Annotated in this window: 19 protein-coding genes; 11 read left to right on the top strand and 8 right to left on the bottom strand. The window is 61.5% G+C overall.

Annotated features, from left to right (window positions below):
- The first annotated feature begins 5 nt into the window (after positions 1-5).
- The gene (locus tag R2E40_RS19545; RefSeq protein WP_318164178.1) at positions 6-587 is read left to right on the top strand and encodes a uracil-DNA glycosylase family protein; all 582 of its coding nucleotides are present in this window, start codon (positions 6-8) and stop codon (positions 585-587) included.
- 10 nt (positions 588-597) lie between these two features.
- Here R2E40_RS19545 and R2E40_RS19540 read toward each other — a convergent pair whose 3' ends face one another.
- On the bottom strand, positions 598-1,455 hold the full coding sequence (locus tag R2E40_RS19540) for a DMT family transporter (protein WP_124252060.1): 858 nt from the start codon (positions 1,453-1,455) through the stop codon (positions 598-600).
- Between the two features lie 91 nt (positions 1,456-1,546).
- Here R2E40_RS19540 and R2E40_RS19535 point away from each other — a divergent pair, with 91 nt between their 5' ends.
- Positions 1,547-2,464: a LysR substrate-binding domain-containing protein gene (locus R2E40_RS19535; RefSeq protein ID WP_318164177.1), complete on the top strand. Its 918-nt coding sequence runs from the start codon at positions 1,547-1,549 to the stop codon at positions 2,462-2,464.
- A 90-nt stretch (positions 2,465-2,554) separates the two neighbouring features.
- Here R2E40_RS19535 and znuB read toward each other — a convergent pair whose 3' ends face one another.
- Both znuB and znuC read right to left on the bottom strand, forming a co-directional pair.
- Entirely contained in the window at positions 2,555-3,334 is a 780-nt protein-coding gene (znuB, locus tag R2E40_RS19530; RefSeq protein ID WP_318164176.1) for a zinc ABC transporter permease subunit ZnuB, read from the bottom strand.
- 21 nt (positions 3,335-3,355) lie between these two features.
- On the bottom strand, positions 3,356-4,120 hold the full coding sequence (gene znuC / locus R2E40_RS19525) for a zinc ABC transporter ATP-binding protein ZnuC (RefSeq protein ID WP_017411255.1): 765 nt from the start codon (positions 4,118-4,120) through the stop codon (positions 3,356-3,358).
- A 94-nt stretch (positions 4,121-4,214) separates the two neighbouring features.
- On the opposite strand from znuC, the gene znuA reads away from it, so the two are divergent.
- Together znuA and R2E40_RS19515 are read left to right on the top strand one after the other, a co-directional pair.
- Positions 4,215-5,129: a zinc ABC transporter substrate-binding protein ZnuA gene (znuA, locus tag R2E40_RS19520; RefSeq protein ID WP_318164175.1), complete on the top strand. Its 915-nt coding sequence runs from the start codon at positions 4,215-4,217 to the stop codon at positions 5,127-5,129.
- Positions 5,130-5,214: 85 nt separating this feature from the next.
- A complete protein-coding gene (locus R2E40_RS19515) occupies positions 5,215-5,889 on the top strand; it encodes a transglutaminase-like cysteine peptidase (protein WP_042064729.1) in 675 nt (224 codons plus the stop codon).
- Here the strand turns inward: R2E40_RS19515 and R2E40_RS19510 are convergent.
- Together R2E40_RS19510 and R2E40_RS19505 are read right to left on the bottom strand one after the other, a co-directional pair.
- A complete protein-coding gene (locus R2E40_RS19510; RefSeq protein WP_045525528.1) occupies positions 5,884-6,825 on the bottom strand; it encodes a TAXI family TRAP transporter solute-binding subunit in 942 nt (313 codons plus the stop codon). The genes R2E40_RS19515 and R2E40_RS19510 overlap by 6 nt on opposite strands.
- Positions 6,825-8,117 carry a LapD/MoxY N-terminal periplasmic domain-containing protein gene (locus R2E40_RS19505; RefSeq protein WP_318164174.1) on the bottom strand — a complete coding sequence of 431 codons (1,293 nt, stop codon included), beginning with the start codon at positions 8,115-8,117 and terminating at the stop codon, positions 6,825-6,827. Before R2E40_RS19505 ends, R2E40_RS19510 begins: the two co-directional genes overlap by 1 nt.
- Before the next feature lie 260 nt (positions 8,118-8,377).
- Here R2E40_RS19505 and mepM point away from each other — a divergent pair, with 260 nt between their 5' ends.
- On the top strand, positions 8,378-9,715 hold the full coding sequence (gene mepM, locus R2E40_RS19500) for a murein DD-endopeptidase MepM (RefSeq protein ID WP_318164173.1): 1,338 nt from the start codon (positions 8,378-8,380) through the stop codon (positions 9,713-9,715).
- 66 nt (positions 9,716-9,781) lie between these two features.
- Here mepM and R2E40_RS19495 read toward each other — a convergent pair whose 3' ends face one another.
- Positions 9,782-10,726: a D-2-hydroxyacid dehydrogenase gene (locus R2E40_RS19495; protein ID WP_318164172.1), complete on the bottom strand. Its 945-nt coding sequence runs from the start codon at positions 10,724-10,726 to the stop codon at positions 9,782-9,784.
- Positions 10,727-10,888: 162 nt separating this feature from the next.
- Here R2E40_RS19495 and R2E40_RS19490 point away from each other — a divergent pair, with 162 nt between their 5' ends.
- On the top strand, positions 10,889-11,470 hold the full coding sequence (locus R2E40_RS19490; RefSeq protein WP_076361854.1) for a YjaG family protein: 582 nt from the start codon (positions 10,889-10,891) through the stop codon (positions 11,468-11,470).
- A gap of 48 nt (positions 11,471-11,518) precedes the next feature.
- On the opposite strand, the gene R2E40_RS19485 is transcribed toward R2E40_RS19490, so the two are convergent.
- Positions 11,519-11,998: a MarR family winged helix-turn-helix transcriptional regulator gene (locus tag R2E40_RS19485; RefSeq protein ID WP_011707436.1), complete on the bottom strand. Its 480-nt coding sequence runs from the start codon at positions 11,996-11,998 to the stop codon at positions 11,519-11,521.
- Positions 11,999-12,161: 163 nt separating this feature from the next.
- Here R2E40_RS19485 and R2E40_RS19480 point away from each other — a divergent pair, with 163 nt between their 5' ends.
- Positions 12,162-12,689, top strand: coding sequence for a hypothetical protein (locus R2E40_RS19480; protein ID WP_187268889.1), 528 nt, complete (start codon positions 12,162-12,164; stop codon positions 12,687-12,689).
- A gap of 9 nt (positions 12,690-12,698) precedes the next feature.
- Positions 12,699-14,297, top strand: a complete 1,599-nt coding sequence (locus R2E40_RS19475; RefSeq protein WP_318164171.1) for a BCCT family transporter — start codon at positions 12,699-12,701, stop codon at positions 14,295-14,297.
- Between the two features lie 93 nt (positions 14,298-14,390).
- Here R2E40_RS19475 and mutS read toward each other — a convergent pair whose 3' ends face one another.
- Complete coding sequence (gene mutS / locus R2E40_RS19470; protein ID WP_318164170.1) at positions 14,391-16,973, bottom strand: DNA mismatch repair protein MutS; 2,583 nt, start codon at positions 16,971-16,973, stop codon at positions 14,391-14,393.
- A gap of 233 nt (positions 16,974-17,206) precedes the next feature.
- Between mutS and R2E40_RS19465 the strand changes: the two genes are divergently transcribed.
- From R2E40_RS19465 to R2E40_RS19455, 3 genes are all read left to right on the top strand, one after another.
- Positions 17,207-17,698 (top strand): nicotinamide-nucleotide amidohydrolase family protein, encoded by a 492-nt coding sequence (locus R2E40_RS19465; RefSeq protein WP_318164169.1) that lies wholly within the window; start codon positions 17,207-17,209, stop codon positions 17,696-17,698.
- Between the two features lie 79 nt (positions 17,699-17,777).
- Positions 17,778-18,842: a recombinase RecA gene (gene recA / locus R2E40_RS19460; protein ID WP_011707431.1), complete on the top strand. Its 1,065-nt coding sequence runs from the start codon at positions 17,778-17,780 to the stop codon at positions 18,840-18,842.
- Positions 18,843-18,883: 41 nt separating this feature from the next.
- Positions 18,884-19,384 carry a regulatory protein RecX gene (locus R2E40_RS19455; protein WP_201355295.1) on the top strand — a complete coding sequence of 167 codons (501 nt, stop codon included), beginning with the start codon at positions 18,884-18,886 and terminating at the stop codon, positions 19,382-19,384.
- Positions 19,385-19,841: the final 457 nt, after the last annotated feature.

Raw genomic sequence — 19,841 nt, 5'->3', positions numbered from 1 at the left:
GGCCCATGAACCGACTCGACAGTTTGTTTGAACAGATCCGTGCCTGCCGCCTATGCGAGGCACACTTGCCGCTTGGGCCCAGACCGGTGATCCGTGGCAGCGAGCGCGCCCGTATGCTGATCATCGGCCAGGCGCCCGGCACCCGGGTACATGCCAGCGGCATCCCCTGGGACGATCCCTCCGGCGATCGCCTGCGCCAGTGGCTCGGGGTGGACAAGGCCACCTTTTACGATGAATCTCGCATCGCCATCATGCCGATGGGGCTCTGTTATCCCGGCAAGGGCAAGTCGGGAGATCTGCCGCCGCGCCCCGAATGTGCGCCCACCTGGCACGACAAGGTGCTGATGCTGCTGCCCAACATCGAGCTGACCCTGCTGATCGGCCAGTATGCGCAAGCCTACTACCTGCGGGATGCGGCGAAAGGGTCGCTGACCGAGACGGTACGCAGCTGGACGAACTACGGCCCGGCCTGGTTGCCGCTGCCGCACCCGTCACCGCGCAACACCTTCTGGCTCAAGAAGAACCCCTGGTTCGAGCAGGATATGATCCCCCATCTGCAACAAAGGGTCGCCCCACTGCTGGGATGACCCTCGTTGATTAGATCGCCGGTTCGACCTGAGGTTTGGGTTTGCTGCGGGCCATGGCGATGAGCGGCAGTATGATGCACAGGCACCCCAGCAGCAGCGGCAGGCCCGGCTGTTCATCGAACAGCCATACCCCGATGGCGACCGCCATCAGCAGGCCGGTGTACTCCGCGGAGGCTATTTTGCTCGCCTCCGCCTTGCGATAGGCCACCACGCACAACCCCGCATAGACCATGATCAGCGCCGAAGAGCCGAAGGCGGGCCACCACATCTGCCACTGCCAGTCGCCCCCTTCCCACCAGGCCAGCGCCATGATGAAGGGCATGCTCAGCACGTTGGTAAAGAACAGGGTCTGGGCGATGGGCTGCTGGAGCGGGATCCGCTTGATCAGCAGATTGTTGAGCGCCATGGAGAGCGCGACCCCGAGCGCCGCCAGCGCTGCCCAGTTCACCTCGGTGGGGCGCAGCACGATCAGCACCCCGACAAAGCCGATGAAGGCGGTCAGCACCTTCTGGCGCGAGATCGCTTCCCCCGCCAGCCACACCGCCAGCGGCACCATCATCAGCGGCGCGGCATAGAAGAGGGCGTTGGCGGTGGCCAGCGGCAGTCGGGTGAGGGCGATCACCATCAGGCAGACGCCGACCGCCCAGATATGGGCCCGCAGCAGATGCCACTTGAGCGCCACCGGCGGGTTGCGACGCCATGACCAGAGCAGCCAGGGGGCCAGCAGGATGGCGGCGGAGAGCTGGCGGAAGAAGACGAACTGGAACACCGGCTGGTCCGGCTCCAGCACCTTGACCAGCGCGTCGGAAAAGACCGCCACCATATTGCCCAGCACCAGATAAAGGATGCCGATCCCCACTGCATTCATACCACCTCCTATGTTTGATGAGGGAAGGGTAGCCCGCGCTCCGTTATCCAGTAAAATGATAAAAAATCACCATGCATGAGAATTTTGGATAATGAAGCTACCTCCCCTGCGTGCCGTTCAATACTTCGAAGTGGTTGCCCGCCTGCTCAGCTTTTCTCGCGCCGCGGTTGAGATCAACGTCAGCCAGAGTGCGGTCAGTCACCAGATCCGCCTGCTGGAGGATTTTCTGGGGGAGCGGTTGCTGCTGCGCCAGGGCCGGCTGCTGTCGCTGACGGCGCAGGGGGAGGTCTATTTCGAGGGGATCTCCGCCGGGCTCGGCCAGATTGCCCAGAGCAGCGAGCAGCTGCGCGGCGGCGGCGAAATGCGGATCCGGCTCGCGGTCTACAGCTCGTTTGCGGTGAAGTGGCTGATCCCGAGGCTGGCGGGGCTGCGTCAGCTCTATCCCGAGCTGGATCTCAGCCTGGAGATGGTGGCGGAGGATCCCGAACTCTCCGATCGGGTGGCGGACTGCTTCATCACAGTCTCTCCAAAGGGGCCCGGCTATATGCACGATCTGCTCTATCGGGAGCGGCTGATGCCGGTGTGCAGCCGGCGGCTGTGGCAGCAGGTGGAGGGGGAGTGGCCTTCGGCCCTGTGGCAACTGCCGCTGCTCTCCATCCAGGCGATCTACAAGGAGAAAGGGGAGGATTGGCGGCGCTGGGCCGACGTGGGCGGGCTGACGATCGCCCCCGAGGCGAGGATGCACCATTTCAGCCACATTCTGCTGGCACTGGAGGCGGCCAACTGGGATCAGGGGGTGGCGCTCATCAACGACTACATGCTGCAGCCGGAGGATCCCGGTCTGGTGCGACTGCCGCTGCATGCACTGGAGACCGGGGACAACTTCTATTTCGTCTGCAAGCGCTCGCGTGTCCATGAGCCCGCCATCAGCCGGCTGCGCCAGTGGCTCTGGCAGGAGGCGCAAGCCAGCCTGCGCCCAGGCGAGAATGAGCCGCTCAGGCGCGTTTGAATCGGCTCAGCACGAGCAAGTTGGCGGCGGAGATCCACGGAAGAGTCGAGATATGGAGTGGCCTGACAGCAAGGCTCAGGCCACTTAGGTTCAGGCTTTCTTGAACTGGCTTAAGATAAACAGACTGGTGGCGCAGACTACCACCGAAGGGCCGGCCGGGGTGTCTTGATACCAGGAGAGCAGCAGTCCGCCGAGTACGGCAAGGCAGCCGATGAGGGCGGCAAAGCCGGCCATCTGTTCCGGCGTGCGGCTGAAGCGGCGGGCCGTTGCCGCAGGGATGATCAGCAAGGAGGTGATGATCAGCGCCCCGACGAACTTCATCGCCACCGCGATCACCAGCCCGATCAGCAGCATCAGCACGCAGCGCAGTACATCGACCCTTACCCCTTCCACCCGCGCCAGCTCTTCCGAGATGGTCATGGAGAGCAGGGGATCCCACAGCCGCCACAGGGTGAGCAGCACCAGGGTGCCGCCGCCATAGATCCAGAGCAGGTCCATCGGTTGTACCGAGAGCAGGTCGCCGAACAGGTAGGCCATCAGATCCACTCGCACGTTGTCCATGAAGCTCAAGGTAACCAGACCGAGCGACAGGGCGCTGTGGGCCAGGATGCCGAGCAGGGTGTCGGTGGCGACCTGCTGGTTGCGGCTCATGATCACCAGCAGCATCGCCATGGCGAGGCAGCAGACCACCACCGCCAGGGTGAGATCCACCTGCAGCAGGATGCCGAGCGCGATGCCGAACAGGCAGGCGTGGGAGAGGGTGTCGCCAAAATAGGCCATCTTGCGCCACACCACGAAGCTGCCGAGGGGGCCGGCCAGCAGGGCGATGCCGAGGCCGGCCGCGAGGGCGTATAACAGAAAGCTGTCCACTTGATGATCCTGTCGGGTACGTTATTGATTGCGGGAGGGCAGGCGAATGACGGGGGCCTGCGGTTCATGATGATGGTGTTCGCCGTCGCAGTGGTGATGGTGGGTGTAGACCGCCAGCACCTCCTGCTCCGGTCGGCCGAACAGACGGGCAAATTCGGGGTGGCGGGCCACACTCTCCGGTTCGCCGTGACAGCAGACGTGGCGGTTGAGGCAGATCACCTCGTGGGTGCTGGCCATCACCAGGTGCAGATCGTGAGAGACCATCAGCACGGCGCAGTTGAACTCGGCGGCCAGCTGGCTGATGAGGGCGTAGAGCTCGATCTGGCCGTTGATGTCCACCCCTTGCACCGGTTCGTCCAGCACCAGCAACTCGGGTTTGACCAGCAGGGCGCGGGCCAGCAGCACCCGCTGCATCTCGCCGCCGGAGAGTTTCTGCATCCGGTTGTCCAAGAGATCTTCCGCACCGACCCGGTTCAGCGCCTCCTCGATGGAGAGGCGGCCATTCTTGCCCAGTTGCAGGAAGCGGCGCACCGTCAGCGGCAGGGTAGGATCCAGATAGAGGCGCTGGGGCACATAGCCGACCCTCAGGTCACGGCTGCGGGTGATTTGGCCCGAATCCGGCGTGAGCAGGCCCAGTACCAGCTTGCTCAAGGTACTCTTGCCCGCTCCGTTGGGGCCGACCAGGGTAGTGATTTTGCCTTTGTTCAGGGTAAAGGAGACCTTGTCGAGCACGGATCGTCCATCAAAGGAAAGACAGACCTCTTTCAGCTCCACCAGTTGGGTCATGACAGCTCCGGGGTTTACAGCCTGTGAGAGTTATAATATAACAATAACGTTGGTTTGTTATATTATCACACACACACTTCCTGACGAGATCTCTATGCGAATTCTTGCCCTGATCACTGCCCTGCTGGCGGTGAGTCTGCCTGTCCGTGCCCTCGAGGTGCTGACCACCATCAAGCCGCTGGGTTTCATCGCGGCCGCCATCACCGACGGCGTAAGCGAGCCCAAGGTGCTGCTGCCGACCGGCGCCTCGCCCCATGATTTTTCCCTGCGCCCCTCCGATATTCGCAGCATCAATGAGGCCGATCTGGTGGTCTGGGTCGGCCCCGAGCTGGAAGGCTTCATGGCCAAACCGCTGGCCAAGCATCCCCATGTGTTGACCTTGACCCGGGTCGAAGGGATGCCGCTGTTCGATTACAGCAAGCAGGCCGGTCACGAAGAACATGCTGACGAGGGGCATGAAGGTCATGATCACGATGGTCATGAGGGGCACCACCACGAGGGCATCGATCCCCACATCTGGCTGGGGCCGACCCAAGCGCTGGTCATTGCCAATGCCCTGAGCGAAACCCTGAGCGCTCAGGATCCGGCCAACGCCGAGCGTTATCGCGCCAACCTGCTGGCGTTCAAGGCCAAGGTAGAGGCCAAGGGCAAGGTGATTGCCGAGCAGATGAAGGCGGTGAATCAGAAGGGCTACTTCGTGTTTCACGAGGCCTATGGCTACTGGGAGCGCCACTACGGCATGAGCTCCAAGGGCCACTTTACCGTGAGCCCGGAGCGACGCCCTGGCGCCAAGACCCTGGTGGAGATCCGCAAGGCGCTGGAAGAGAAAAAGGCGAGCTGCATCTATGCCGAGCCGCAATTCTCGCCGGCGGTGATCGAGTCGGTGGCCCGCAATACCGGTGCCAAGGTGCTGCTGCTGGACGAAGTGGGTGAGCAGGTGCCGCTCGGCCCGGATGGCTATCCCCGGTTCATGCAGCAACTGGCCGACGCTTTCGCCGAGTGCCGCTGACAGACCCGTTGAGCCGTCGTGCTCATCGATGGGGCGAGCACAGCCAACTATACTGACCTCCAGCATCTGACAGGGAGTGTCTGGTATGAAATGGTTGCTCGTTCCCACCTGCACGTTGGCGCTATGCTGTGCCAGCGTGCAGGCATCCCGCCTCTCCGAATACATCGCCAGCCCCGAGTTGCGGGCAAAATTGCAGGAAGTGTATGGTGGTCGTGCCATTCAGCGGGCCGAGGCATTCTCTCGCCTGCTCACGCCCAGAGCCGGTACCACGGATCAGCAGAAGATCGAGCTGGTGAACAACTACTTCAACAACCTGACCTATAGCGAGGATCCCAGGTTGTGGGGAGAAACGGATTACTGGGCCAATCCGCTGGAGTTCATCGGTGCCCGCGGTGGCGACTGTGAGGATTACAGCATCTCCAAGTACTACACCCTGATGGAGCTGGGGGTGGACGAAAAGAAACTGCGGCTGGCCTACGTCAAGGCGGTGCGTTACAACCAGTTCCACATGGTGACGCTTTACTTCGCGACCCCCAAGTCGGATCCGCTGGTACTCGACAACATCAACAGCCGGATCCTGCCCGGCAGCAAGCGAACCGACCTTATCCCCGTCTACAGCTTTGATGCCAAAAGCATCTGGATCATGAAGTCCCGCCGTGAAGGGACGCTGGCAGGCAGTGCCGACAGGTTGGCGCAGTGGACGTCGATGAAGACCCGGTTCTCCAGCGAGCAACTGCGCTCCCCCCGCCGCGAGCTATAGCTTGCCCGCGGTTTTCAACTCCTCGAAATATTTGGCTGCGCCCGGATGCTGATCGATGCTCAGCACCGGGCCGGTCTTATTGCGTGCCTGGTGGAACAGGTTGGCGTAGCCGTAGGTCTGCTCATTGAACTTGGTTTGCTGGGCCAGCATGGCCTTGGTCAGGCGGTAAACATCGGCCTCCGGCGTGCTGGCGGTGGTGACCAGGGTAGCGGCGATGGCAAAGGTCGGCGTCGCCTTGAGGTTGCCCGGATAGATGCGCGCAGGCACCTGGCTGCGCTGGTAATACTTCACCCCCTTGAGCAACTGATCCCGGGTTGCTCCCTCGATCGGCAGAAAACGCACGGCGCAGCGTTTGGCTGTATCCAGCACGATGCGGTTGGGGTGGCCCATCACCAGACCATAGGCATCGATCTGCTTGCTGCACAGCGACTCGGCCAGATTGGCCACGCTCTTGAGATCGAGATCCTGCTCCTTGGTGCCCAGTACGTTGAACAGGGCGAGCGCCGTCTGGCGGGTGCCGGAACTCTTGAGCCCCATGTCGATGGGGGCCAGCTTGAGCTGCTCCAGGCTGGTGATATCACCGTCGGCCCTTACCACGATAGTGAAAGGCTCGGCGTGGGTGGCGAAGATGGCTCTGAGCTCTGGTTGCGGCTGGCTGGCATACGGACCCAGACCGTGACTGGCCTGATAAAGCCAGTCCGACTGCACCAGCGCATAGCGGGTCTCGCCACTCTTCAGCTGGCGCAGATTTTCGATGGAGCCCGAGGTCGCCTGCAGCTTGCACTGCAATCCGGCATCGCTCTTGTTGGCCAGCCGGCAGAACTCTTTGGCGATCTGGTGATAGATCCCCTGCTCACCGCCGGTGGCGATGGTCATAGTGTCGGCCAGCAGCGGCAGTGGGCACAGCAGAGCGAGCAACAATCCGGTCTTGTTCATCATGCCTCCTTGCTGGCGTAGCCATCGATGCCCCAGTTGCGCAGGGTATCGATATCCTGAATGTCGCCGGCCTCCGCCAGCAGGGTGTAGCCCGCGCTGTGCAGGCATTGGGCCACCAGATTCCAGTAGAGCGGGGCCTGGGTCGGCTGGCAGCTGATGAAGACAGGGTTGATGGGGTCGAGCTGATTGAAGGTCTCGTTGGTCATCGGGATGGCGCTGAAGGCCATCTCCACGCCCTGTGCCTGCAAGGCGGCCAGCCGCTCCTGGGCAAGGGGCGGCACATGTTCCTGATCCCAGCGCCAGTCGAGGGTCTTGCCTCTGCCCTTGGCCAGCAAGGGGGAAAATTGCATCCAGTCAGTGTGGCCGAGCAGGCTGAGCGGCAGTTGCAGTCCTTCGACCGTGTGGTGCAACCAGAGATCGAGCAGGTGCCGGATCTCGTCCGGCGAGCTGTCCAGCGAGGGGGTGACCTCTGGAATGAGGCGGCTGTAGAGGCGAATGCTGCCCTGGGTTGAGAAGAAATGCTGTTGCAGCAGACCTTCTCCCGCCTCCGCCAAGGTTTGCAGCGGCTGATTTGATATGGCGACCTGTTTGCTGAGCTGGCTGATCTTGAGCCGCTGTTGCAGCAGATCCCGTTTTCGTTCGGACACCAGCTGGTTGACCGAGGCAACCAGCTCCTTGAGATCCTGCAGCCAGGGGGAGGCCAGATTGCCGCTGAACTGGCGCTTGCGGATCTTCACCAACTGCTGGTTGATCTGCTCGAGCGGGCGCAGCAGCCGGTTGCAGACCCAGGAGATCACCAGGGTGAATACCAGCAGACCGGCCAGCAGCGCCGTACCGGTACGGCTGATGGCATTCCACAGGTGCTGGTAGGCATAACCCGTGTGCCCTTCCAGGGTGAGGGTGCCCAGCATGCGCCAGCCATCGGTCAGCTCCTGCTCAATTTTTACCGGCGGCATGTCGATAACAGAGGGGAGCCAGGTCGGCACGTTTTGCTGCGCCGTATGAAAGATCTTCTGAAACAGCACCTGGCCATCGGGATCCAGCAGGGTGACTGCGCTGACGAAGCCGCCGTCGAACATGGCGTTGACGATGGTTTCGGCCAGTACCTTGTCATCGTTGAGCAGGGTGCCCTGCAGCACCAGGCCGAGGGCCGTGATGGCGGTTTCCAGATTGGCAGACATCTGATCGAGGATGGACTGACGTACCGTGGTGACCTCCAGCATGAACAGCAGGATGGCCCCGGCCAGGAACAAGATCAGGATGATTCGATTTAACAGTTTCGCTAACGACATATCCACTCCATGGAAAAGTTATCGCAACATGCTGAAACCTTAGGTCTGATGCGAGCGGACCCGGCTCTTAAAAATAGGAAAAAAATGGTTAAAAAAGACGATCATTTCTGCCCATAAAGGAATGTTATGCATAAAATGTGAGGTTCATGCAGATTGCTATGAACTAATTGTGAGTATTTAGGTCAAACAATCAGTTTTATACGGTTTCATAACAAACAAACTGACCACTAACACCCTTAGATCTAATGACAGGATAGCGGATGAAACGTCTCCGTCCCTTGGTAGCGCAGGCTGCCAATTGGGAACCCCCGGTTCCCCGCAAACACTTTTACGCCATGCTATTGCTGACCGCGATGACGCTGTCTGCGGTAGCCATATTGCCAGCGCCGGGTGACATCCTGGAGCGGCCATTGCGTCTGGAGTTGCCGATTGCCACCAACGGCACCGCAACCAACGAAGACAATACGGACTTCAACGACATCCCGGATCACGAGCTGGTGGAGGCCGCGACCCCGGAAGATGACATCCCGACCGATGCCACCCCCCAGTGGCAGGATTATCGGGTACGAAACGGCGAAAACCTGACCACCATCTTCAACAACCTGGGTCTCTCCACCACCACCCTCTACAAGGTGCTGGATGCCGATACCAAGAACAATCTGGCACGTCTCAAGCCCGGTCAAACCATCGAGCTGCTGATCGATCAGGACAACATACTGCAGCAGATGAAGATTCGTCTGAGTATCAAGCAGACCCTGATTCTGGAGCGCACCGACGACACCTACAGCGCCAATATGCTCAATGAAGAGGTGGAGTGGCAGAAGAAGGGGTATGACGGGGTCATCAACGGCAGTTTTTACGTCAGTGCCCGCAATGCGGGGATCCCGGCCAACCACATCCAGAAGATTGCCAACCTGTTCCAGTGGCGGCTCAACTTCGCCAAGGATCTGAAAAAGGGCGACAAGTTCAAGGTGCTGGTGCGCCAGGAGACGGTCGAGGGCAAGAGCACCGGCAATACCCAGTTGCTGGGGGTGGAAGTGTTCAGCCAGGGCCAGAGCGTGTCTGCCTGGTTGTCTGAAGATGGCAACTACTACGATGGCCAGGGCAACAGCCTGGAGCGCGGCTTCCGCCGTTATCCGACCCACAGCCGCTACCGGGTCAGCTCCAGCTTCAACCCGAACCGTCGTCACCCGATCACCGGCCAGGTGCGCCCCCACGAGGGCACCGACTTTGCCCTGCCGGTCGGTACTCCCGTGATGGCAACCGGCGACGGCGTGGTGCTGAAGGCGACCAGTCACCCGCTGGCCGGCACCTATGTGGTGATCAAGCACGGTCGTACCCTGATGACCCGCTACCTGCACCTGAGCAAGCTGCTGGTCAAGCCGGGCCAGAAGGTGAAGATGGGTGACAAGATTGCGCTCTCCGGCAACACCGGTCGTTCCACCGGTGCGCACCTGCACTACGAGGTGCGGATCAACAACCGTCCGGTCGATGCCATGAAGGTCAAGCTGCCGATGGCGGAACCGCTCTCCGGCAAGGAGAAGCGCCAGTTCCTCGCCAAGGTGAAGAGCTATCGCAAGGAGATGGAGGCCGGTTGATGCCTCTGTCGCCGAAACAAAAAGGCCCCGCCACTCTGGCGGGGCCTTTTTATTGGCTAATGGCCATCAATAGCCCTTGTCGAAGTCTATCTTGCCGTCCAGCGGCTGGCCGTCGATGAAGCGGATGTAGTTGCGCACGAAGATCTGGGCCACATCCTCGGGGAAGCTGTAGGCGCTGTTGTGCGGCGTGATGATGAGATTGGGCTGGCCCCAGAGCGGGCTGTCGGCGGGCAGCGGTTCCTGTGCGAACACGTCCAGCACCGCCATGCCCAGCTTGCCGGTGCGCAGTGCCGTGAGCAGGTCACCTTCGTGGATGGCGTTGCCGCGCCCGACGTTGAACAGGATGGCGCCCGCTTTGCAGTGTTCGAAACGGGGAGCGGTGAAGAGGTGATGCGTCTCGCGGGTGGCGGGCAGGACGCTGACGATGACATCAGCCTGCGCCAGCACCTTGTTGAGGGCCGGCAGCTGATACACCTGGTCGAAGCCAGCTCGCTCGCGGCCGCTGCGGCTGATGCCAAGCACCTTCATGCCGAAGTGCTTGCCGGTGTGGGCTATGTGCTGGCCTATGCTGCCGGTGCCCAAGATAAGCAGGGTGCGTCCCTTGAGGCCGTGATAAGGGTGGCTTTGCCACAGCCGTTGCTTCTGCTGCTCCCGATAGAGCGGCAGCTGGCGCATCAGGCTGAGCAGATGGCCGAACACGTATTCACTCATCAGTGGGCCGAAGATGCCGCGCACGTTGGTGAGCTGATAGTCGCGGCGGCAGCTGGCATCCAGCAGCACGTCGACCCCGGCGTAGGTGGACTGCAGCCAGCTGAGCTTGCCGGCCTTGGCTAGCAGCGGCTTGGCCCGCGCCGGCTCTGCCATCAGGATGTGGGCTTCGCCGATCAATTTTTCGGCATCGCCCTGGTTGTCGGCCCGCAGAATGCGCAAATGGGGAAGGTGGGCCGCCTTGAGCAGGCGCTCGTAGTGGGCATTGTCCTGGCTGAGCAAAAGAAGGGTACGTTGACTCATACTCTTGTTCCTTATCAGATTTGCGGCGCGGGAGAGAGGCCGCTCTGCCCTCATCTTACCCGAGTTGACCGGCCAACATAGTCGACCAGGGCGCTTTTTCGTTTTCGCACGGCCCCTCGTGGGCTACAATCTGCCCCACATTTTGCAAAGGATCCGACCCCAGTGTTTGGTGACAAGTTTTATAAGCGACTGGCCGAGCTACAGCCTTGGCAACAGACCGTCTACACCCTGGCGCTGGCAGAGCGCATGTACCCCAACTATGCGCTGTTTTCCCAGGCCTCCGGTTTCGGGGATGCGAAGGCATTTCGCCACGCCCTGGATCAGATGTGGAATTACCTGACGGTGAAGGGTTCCCGCGTCAATCTGGGGGCGATTCTGGAAGCGTTCGAAGTCTACATTCCGGAACCCAGCAAGTTCGAATCCTACGGCGCCTATCCAGCGCTGGATGCCTGCGTGGCGCTGGGCTGTGCCTACAACTCGGTGATCTGCCGGGTGGGTGAAGAGGCCAACGATGCCAGCCATGCGTCGGTCGGTACGGTCGCCGGTTTCATCGAGATGCTGGAAGAGCGCGACCTCACCGACGAGGAGCTCTACGAGCACGAATACATGGAAGCCGAGCTGGAGTTCCAGGTCGAGCTGCTCAAGCGGGTTGCCCATGAGCGCGACAGCGACCGCATTCTGGCTATCCGTACCTTTGCGGCCCAGGATGGCGTCTCCAATATCGGCATCAGCCTGGAAGAGTGATCGCACACTCCCCGGCCCATAAAAAAAGCTCCCGAATGGGAGCTTTTTTTATGCCCGCTCCTCGGTGAGGGGCCGGACGCTCAGCACCGGGGCCGCGTCTATCTCGTCGGCATTCATCATGGCCGAGATGCGCTGCAGGGAAGAGAGCAACAGGGTCTGTTCCCAGACCTCAAGTGCCTGAAAGCGCTGGATGAAGCGCTCCTGCAGCGGGGTGGGCGCCTGGGCCAGCAGGGCGCGTCCTGCGTCAGTCAGCGTCGCATGCACCTTGCGCTTGTCGGTTTCGCTGCGGATGCGCTGCACCAGCTGGCGGCTCTCGAGGCGGTCCATGATGGTGGTGGCGGTGGCCTGGCTCATGTTGGTGTGATCCGCCAGCTGGCGCATGGAGATCTGGCCCAGCTCGTCGATCCCCTTGAGCAGCAAGAGCTGGGGCGAGGTCAGGCCGGCCTCCTTGATCAAGCGCTTGGAGTGCATGTCGATGGCACGAATTATCTGGCGCAGGGCGACCAGCACTTCATCATGTTTTTCCATGGGGAACGAATCGTCGAGGGGCTGTTGAGAGGCGCAAAATTCTCCGCCTAATTCGTCACAAGGTCAATATGGTTTTTACTGTAATGATTTCTGCTCTAACTATTTTTGTGTTAGGTTAGCGGGCATTTTCCGAATTTTGACCCGACCTTTGAGGAGCAAGATGATGAGTGACGAACTGGACATCAAGTCGCTGGCGGCCGACCTTCGGGTGGTCAGAGTGCGTTATGAACTGCCTGATACCTCGGCTTTCGTGCGTTACCAGCCTGCCTATGACGAAGACCCCAACAACCTCAAGGTGCACCACTACGATGGTGAGCTGCCTCTCTCCTGCAGCGAGACTGGTTCTTTTAACCTAAAGGAATTGGTGAATGAATTGCGTTACGCCTATGTGCTGGTGCACCTCTTCCCGGACGAGAGCGCGATGAACTTCTATCTGACCGGCCTTGATACCGGTCTGGCCCAGCTGGAGTTCATCGGCGGTTCCTACGACTTCAACCGGCTCTGGATCACCAGCGGCATCTCCAACCTGGGCGTACCCATGGCCATCTTCCTCGGCAAGCGTCATGCGGTGAATGGCCAGCCTTCGGTCAGTCTGGTGGACCACCGGGGGCAGACGGCCGGCAAGCTGGTCTACCGTGCCATCGGCGGTGCCGGCGATCACGTGGGTGAAGACTTTTTCAACAACGACTAAGGAGGCCAGATGAGAGCAAACAAAGGGCTATTCAAAGGCCTCAACCCGACCATGGCCATGACGGCGCTCACCGTCATCACCCTGTTCCTGCTGTTCGGGGTGTTCGTCCCCGAAACCGCCGCCAGCTGGTTTGTCGGCGCCAAGGATCAGATCATTGCCGGGTTCAAGTGGTACTACATTCTGGTGGTCGCCCTGTTCCTGTTCTTCGCTGTCTACCTGATGTTCAGCCGCTTTGGCAGCATCCGGCTGGGCGACGACGACCAGGTACCGGAGTTCGGCTACTTCGCCTGGTTCTCCATGCTGTTCAGCGCCGGCATGGGCATAGGGTTGGTGTTCTGGAGCATCGCCGAGCCCATGAATCACCTGCAGGCCAACCCCTTCATCACCGAGGGGATGACGCCGGAGGCGGCCCAGATCGCCATGCGCCTCACCTTCTTCCACTGGGGTCTGCACCCCTGGGCCATCTATGTGATCGTCGGCCTGTCGCTCGCGTTCTTCAGCTACCGACGCAAGTTGCCGCTGGCGATCCGCTCCGTGCTCTATCCCATCCTCGGGGATCGCATCTACGGCTTCTGGGGCCACGCGGCCGACGTGCTGGCGGTGTTCGGCACCGTGTTCGGGGTGGCCACGTCTCTCGGCCTCGGCGTCTCCCAGATGAACACCGGCCTCAACCAGATGTTCGGCATGGAAGTATCGCAAGCGAACCAGCTCTGGCTCATCGGCGGCATCAGCCTGATCGCCACCCTGTCAGCGGTCTCCGGGGTCGGGCGGGGGGTCAAGCTGCTCTCCGAGCTCAATATCTGGCTGAGCGTGTTCGTGCTGGGCCTCTTCCTGGTGCTGGGGCCGACCACCTACATCCTCAACGCCTATGTGCAGAACATAGGTGATTACCTGCAGAACATCGTCAAGCTGAGCTTCTGGACCAACACCGAGGCCAACGGCACCTCGGCCTGGCAGTCGAACTGGACCGCCTTCTACTGGGGCTGGTGGATTGCGTGGGCGCCGTTTGTCGGCATGTTCATCGCCCGCATCTCCAAGGGGCGTACCATCCGCGAATTCGTGCTCGGCGTGCTGCTGGTGCCCTCGCTGCTCGGCATGTTCTGGCTCACCGTGTTCGGCGGTACCGCCATGAATCTGGAGCTGTTCGGCGGTGGCGGCGTGGTGGCCGCGGTCAATCAGGACGTGACCCTGGCGCTCTACCAGACGGTGGAACTGCTGCACTGGGAGACCTTCGGCTGGATCGCCAAGGGCGTGCTGACCCTGCTGATCTGTACCTACTTCATCACCTCCAGCGACTCGGGCACCCTGGTGATCACGACCCTGCTCTCCATCGGCGATCAGGATCCTCCCGTGCTGCACCGCGCCATCTGGGGGCTGGGTCAGGGGCTGGTTGCCGCCATCCTGCTGGTCTCCGGCGGGCTGGCCGCCCTGCAGGCCGCCAGCATCATAGCGGCGCTGCCCTTCTCGGTGATCATGCTGGCCATGTGCTACTCGCTGATGCTGGGCCTCAAGCAGGAGAGCCAGCACCAGTTCGAATACCGGCAAAAGCTCAAGCGCCACGACGGTTCAACCCACATGAGCCTGCTGGAGCGGATCGGGCCGGCCTGACGTTGCTTCATCCTGTTGAGGCCGCCATCAAGCAGCCAAACAAAAGGGGAACCTCGCGGTTCCCCTTTTTCATGGCTGATCAGCTGCCGCTGGTCACAGCATCTGTTTGAGGCGATAGAGCAGATCCAGCGCCTGACGGGGGGTGAGCTCGTCGGGGCGCACCGCTGCCAGCTCATCGACCACCGGATGGCTCTGGGGCGCCATGGGCACCGGGGCCGGACGAGATTCGCCGGCTGCCACCTGGGTGGCGCTTTCCAGCTCGTGCAGTTTGTGACGGGCCTGCTGGATCACCGATTTAGGTACCCCCGCCAGCGCCGCGACTTGCAGGCCGTAGGAGCGGCTGGCCGCCCCTTCCTGCACCGCGTGCATAAAGACGATGGTGTCGCCGTGCTCCACCGCATCGAGGTGGACGTTGGCCAGCCCTTCCATCAGCTCCGGCAGACGGGTCAGCTCGAAGTAGTGGGTGGCGAACAGGGTGTAGGCGCCGATCTTGCTTGCCAGCTGCTCGGCGCAGGCCCACGCCAGCGAGAGGCCATCGTAGGTGCTGGTGCCACGGCCTATCTCGTCCATCAGTACCAGACTGCGGGCGGTGGCGTTGTTGAGGATGTTGGCGGTCTCGGTCATCTCCACCATGAAGGTGGATCTTCCCGATGCCAAATCATCCGACGCCCCGATGCGGGTGAAGATACGGTCGATGGGGCCGATGCGGGCGCTGTCGGCCGGCACGAAGGCGCCGATGTGGGCCAGCAGCACGATCAGCGCGGTCTGGCGCATGTAGGTGGATTTACCGCCCATGTTGGGACCGGTGATGATCAGCATCCGTCGCTCCCGCTCCAGCCGGATGGGATTGGCGATGAAGGGGTCTGTCATCACCTGCTCCACTACCGGATGGCGGCCCGCCTCGATCAGGATCTGATCTTCATCGATGAGGGTCGGGCAGCGGTAGTCCAGGGTCTCGGCCCGTTCCGCCAGGTTGGCCAGCACGTCCAGCTCCGCCAGTGCGGCGGCGGACTCCTGCAGATCGCCGAGGTGCGGCAGCAGGGCATCGAGCAGCTCTTCGTAGAGGCGTTTTTCCAGCGCCAGTGCCTGGGCCTGGGCGGTGAGCACCTTGTCCTCGTACTTTTTAAGCTCGTCGATGATGTAGCGTTCGTTGTTCTTGAGGGTTTGGCGGCGGATGTAGTGGGCCGGCACCAGGTGGCTGTTGGCGCGGCTCACCTCGATGTAGAAGCCGTGCACCTTGTTGTAGCCCACCTTGAGGGTGTTGATGCCGGTCAGCAGCCGCTCGCGCTCCTCGATGCGGGCGAGGCTGGCGGTGGCGCCGTTGGCCAGATCCCGCAGTTCGTCCAGCTCCTGGTTGAAGCCGTCACGGATGACGCCGCCATCGCGGATCAGCACCGGCGGCACCTCCATTACGGCGCGCTCCAGCAGGTCGAGTAGCTCGGGGAAGGTGCTGGCGCGTTCGCGCAGCTGCTGCACCGCCTCGTGCTCGCTCTCCGCCAGCAGGCGCTGCAATTCGGGCAACTGGGCGAAAGCCTGACGCAGGCGGGTGAGATCGCGCGGACGGGCCGAGCGCAGGGCCAGGCGCGCCAGCACCCGCTCCACATCGCCGACCTGGCGCAACAGGCCACCCAGCTCGTCATAGAGGTTCTGCTCGATGAGCTCCTTGATGGTGCTCTGGCGACCTTTCAGGATCACCCGATCGCGGATCGGCTGGTGGATCCAGCGCTTGAGCAAGCGGCTGCCCATGGGGGTAGCGGTGCAGTCCAGCACGGCGGAGAGGGTGTTGTCGTGGCCGCCGGCCAGATTCTGGGTCAGCTCCAGATTGCGGCGGGTGGCGGCATCCATGATGACCGCATGATCGGGCTGTTCGAGGCGCACGCTGCGAATGTGGGGCAGGGCGGTGCGCTGGGTGTCTTTCACGTATTGCATCAGGCAGCCGGCGGCGCACAGGGCGGTCTCGCTCTGCTCGACGCCAAAGCCCACCAGATCCTGGGTGCCGAACTGCTGGCACAAGAGCTTGCGGGCGGTGCCGAGCTCAAATTCCCACTCCGGGCGGCGGCGCAGACCGCGGCGCCCCTCGACATGGTGCAGGAAGGCGAATGATTCGGGGTAGAGCAGCTCGGCCGGATTGGTGCGCTGCAGTTCCGCCAGCAGGGTCTCTTCTTTCTCGAACTGGTTGATGAAGAAGCGGCCGGAGCCGATGTCCATGGTGCCGTAGCCGAAGCGGCGACCATCGTGATAAACGGCGGCGATCAGGTTGTCTTGTCGCTCGCTGAGCAGCGCCTCGTCGGAGACGGTACCCGGGGTGATGATGCGAATGACCTTGCGCTCCACCGGCCCCTTGCTGGTAGCGGGATCCCCTACCTGTTCGCAGATGGCGGCCGATTCGCCGAGCTGCACCAGCTTGGCCAGATAGCCCTCGATGGCGTGATAGGGAACGCCTGCCATCGGGATAGGGCTGCCGGCCGACTGGCCGCGCTTGGTCAGGGAGATGTCGAGCAGCTGGGAGGCCTTGCGGGCATCGTCATAGAACAGCTCGTAGAAGTCGCCCATCCGGTAGAACAGCAGGATCTCCGGATTCTCGGCCTTGAGGGTCAGATACTGCTGCATCATGGGCGTGTGGGCGCTGAGATTGGCGCCAGACGCGGTGCCGGTAGCTTGGTGTTGTGCGGTCATGTGCGATTCCAGAAGGGGCCTCTGCGGGCCAGTGTCTGCGGTGATGAGCCTTGAACTTGATGGCGCCATTCTACACATAAGCAGCGCGGCGGGGGAGGTCGGGTTCCGGGGTTGTCTCTGGCTGAGCGGGTCTTGGTGCTGCACATCGATGTCGGTGGGGTCTGCCCGGCGGTTGCGGGCGGCAGTGACGGGATCGCATAATGTGCCTCTTCAACGAATCAGCAGGAGCCGTGATGAAACTGGACGCAGAGATAGAGCACCTCGCCATCGAGCTGGGTAAGGCCCTCGGTCAGCGCAGTTGGCTGGCGGCGACTGCCGAATCCTGTACTGGCGGCGGGGTGGCTACGGCTATTACCGACATTGCGGGCAGCTCCGGCTGGTTCGATCGCGGTTTTGTCACCTACACCAACGAAGCCAAGCAGCAGATGCTGGGGGTGAGCGGCGAGAGCCTTGAGCAGCACGGCGCGGTGAGCGAGGTGGTTGTGCTGGAGATGGCCCGTGGTGCGCTGGCGCACTCCTCTGCCGCCATCAGTGTCGCCATCAGCGGCATCGCCGGCCCTGGCGGCGCAACACCGGGCAAACCGGTCGGCACCGTCTGGTTCGCCTGGGCGGACCGATCTGGCCGTCATCATTCCCTGCTGGCCCGTTTCGACGGGGATCGCCGGCAGGTGCGCCAGCAGGCGGTGAGACAGGCCTTGTCGGGTCTGTTGGCCCTGCTCAGATAAATTGGGCTTGATACTGTATGAATAGACAGTATACTTAGCCCAACTTCATTTTTACTCACGATTTCCAGCGGAGATTGGCATGGATCAGAACAAACAGAAGGCACTGGCGGCTGCGCTGGGTCAAATCGAAAAGCAGTTTGGCAAAGGCTCCATCATGCGTCTGGGCGACAGCAAGACCATGGATATCGAAGCCATCTCCACCGGCTCCCTCTCCCTGGACGTGGCACTGGGCATCGGTGGCCTGCCGTGCGGTCGTATCGTCGAGATCTATGGCCCGGAATCTTCCGGTAAAACCACGCTGACTCTGCAGGTGATCGCCGAAGCGCAGAAGAAGGGCAAGACCTGTGCCTTCGTCGATGCGGAGCACGCGCTGGATCCCATCTATGCCGCCAAGCTGGGCGTCAACGTCGATGACCTGTTGATCTCCCAGCCGGATACTGGTGAACAGGCGCTGGAAATCTGCGACATGCTGGTGCGTTCCAACGCCGTTGACGTCATCATCGTCGACTCCGTGGCGGCCCTGACCCCGAAAGCGGAAATCGAAGGCGAGATGGGTGATTCCCACGTCGGCCTGCAGGCCCGTCTGATGTCCCAGGCGCTGCGCAAACTGACCGCCAACATCAAGAACGCCAACTGCCTGTGCATCTTCATCAACCAGATCCGGATGAAGATCGGCGTCATGTTCGGCAGCCCGGAGACCACCACGGGTGGTAACGCGCTCAAGTTCTACGCCTCCGTGCGTCTGGATATCCGTCGTATCGGCGCCATCAAGGAAGGTGACGAAGTGGTCGGTAACGAGACTCGCGTCAAAGTGGTCAAGAACAAGGTGGCTCCGCCCTTCAAGCAGGCCGAATTCCAGATCTTCTACGGCGCCGGTATCTCCAAAGAGGGCGAGCTGGTGGATCTTGGCGTCAAGCACAAGCTGATCGACAAGGCCGGTGCCTGGTACAGCTACAACGGCGAGAAGATCGGTCAGGGCAAGGCCAACGTCATGAAGCTGTTCGCCGAGAACAAGGCGATGGCTGGCGAAGTGGAAGCCCGCCTGCGTGAGCTGCTGCTCTCAGGTGCCGTACCTGTCGATGACAAGGCTGCACCGGTTGAGGCAGAAGAGTTCGATGCCGAAAGCGAACAAGAGTTCGAATAAGGAACAAAGGAAGGCCGGGTTGATACCCGGCCTTGTTATTTATGGTTGATGAATCTGCTGACAAATCGGTCGAACTCACCTTTGAAGAGCAACTGGCGGCGGCCCGCGCCTTTGCCATGCGCAGTCTTGCTCGCCGCGAAAGCGCCGAGTCCGAACTGGCCAGACGGCTGCGCCAGCAGGGCTATCAGGAAGAGGTGATCGAGGCGGTCGTCGATTATTGCCGGGGTTACAACTGGGTCAACGACGAGCGCTATGGCGCCATGGCGGTAAGAGCCGGGGCGGCCAAGGGGCACGGTCCCATCAAGATCCGTTTCGAGCTGCGCCGCAAGGGGCTGGATGACAACCAGATTGATGCCGCCTTCGAGCAGCCGGAGCTGGACTGGTTTGAACTGGCCTTGGATCTTTTGGCGCGGCGAGCCAACGTGGCCGACCTTGCCGATTTCAAGCTGCGGATGAAGTGGCTCAAATACCTGCTGGGACGCGGCTTTACCCAGGAGCAGGGACGCTATGCGTTGAGCGCCTTGCAGGAGCGCGAGCTGTAACTACCCCGTTTGTGCTCTCCTGCAAGTCGTCTCAGCCTGCTGATGACCTGCAGGGGGGGATGGTAGCGTCCTTGCTACCTAGCCCCAACACCAAATACCAAACACCCAGCACCCAAGATTGTCATGGCGCAGTTCTGTATCTCGCATGATGCCTTTTGCTTGGGTTGTCCGTATCGTCTTTCCCGTCGCCGCCATGGACATGGTGGCATGCCCTTTGCCTCTGGTGTCTGTGGATTCAACAACTTGTATCCTGGTGGCGGAGGCGGTGGAAGGCTCCTCGGCGGCAGGCCGATTTTCCGCTGCCATCGGCCCAAACCATGGCTGAAAACGCCCCGGTTTGTCTCCCTTTTCTCCCAGCCCCCATTTATGCGCGCTTTTTCACCCGTGGCGGCCCTGTCCGTTTTACTTTACCCCGCAGAAAACTTACATTAATGCGGTTAAAAGTCCGTATTCGAAT

The sequence above is a fragment of the Aeromonas sp. CD genome (assembly GCF_033349375.1).
Classification (GTDB): domain Bacteria; phylum Pseudomonadota; class Gammaproteobacteria; order Enterobacterales; family Aeromonadaceae; genus Aeromonas; species Aeromonas hydrophila.
Note: the sequence above shows the minus strand (reverse complement) of the source record. Positions and strands in the feature narration are given on the sequence as shown.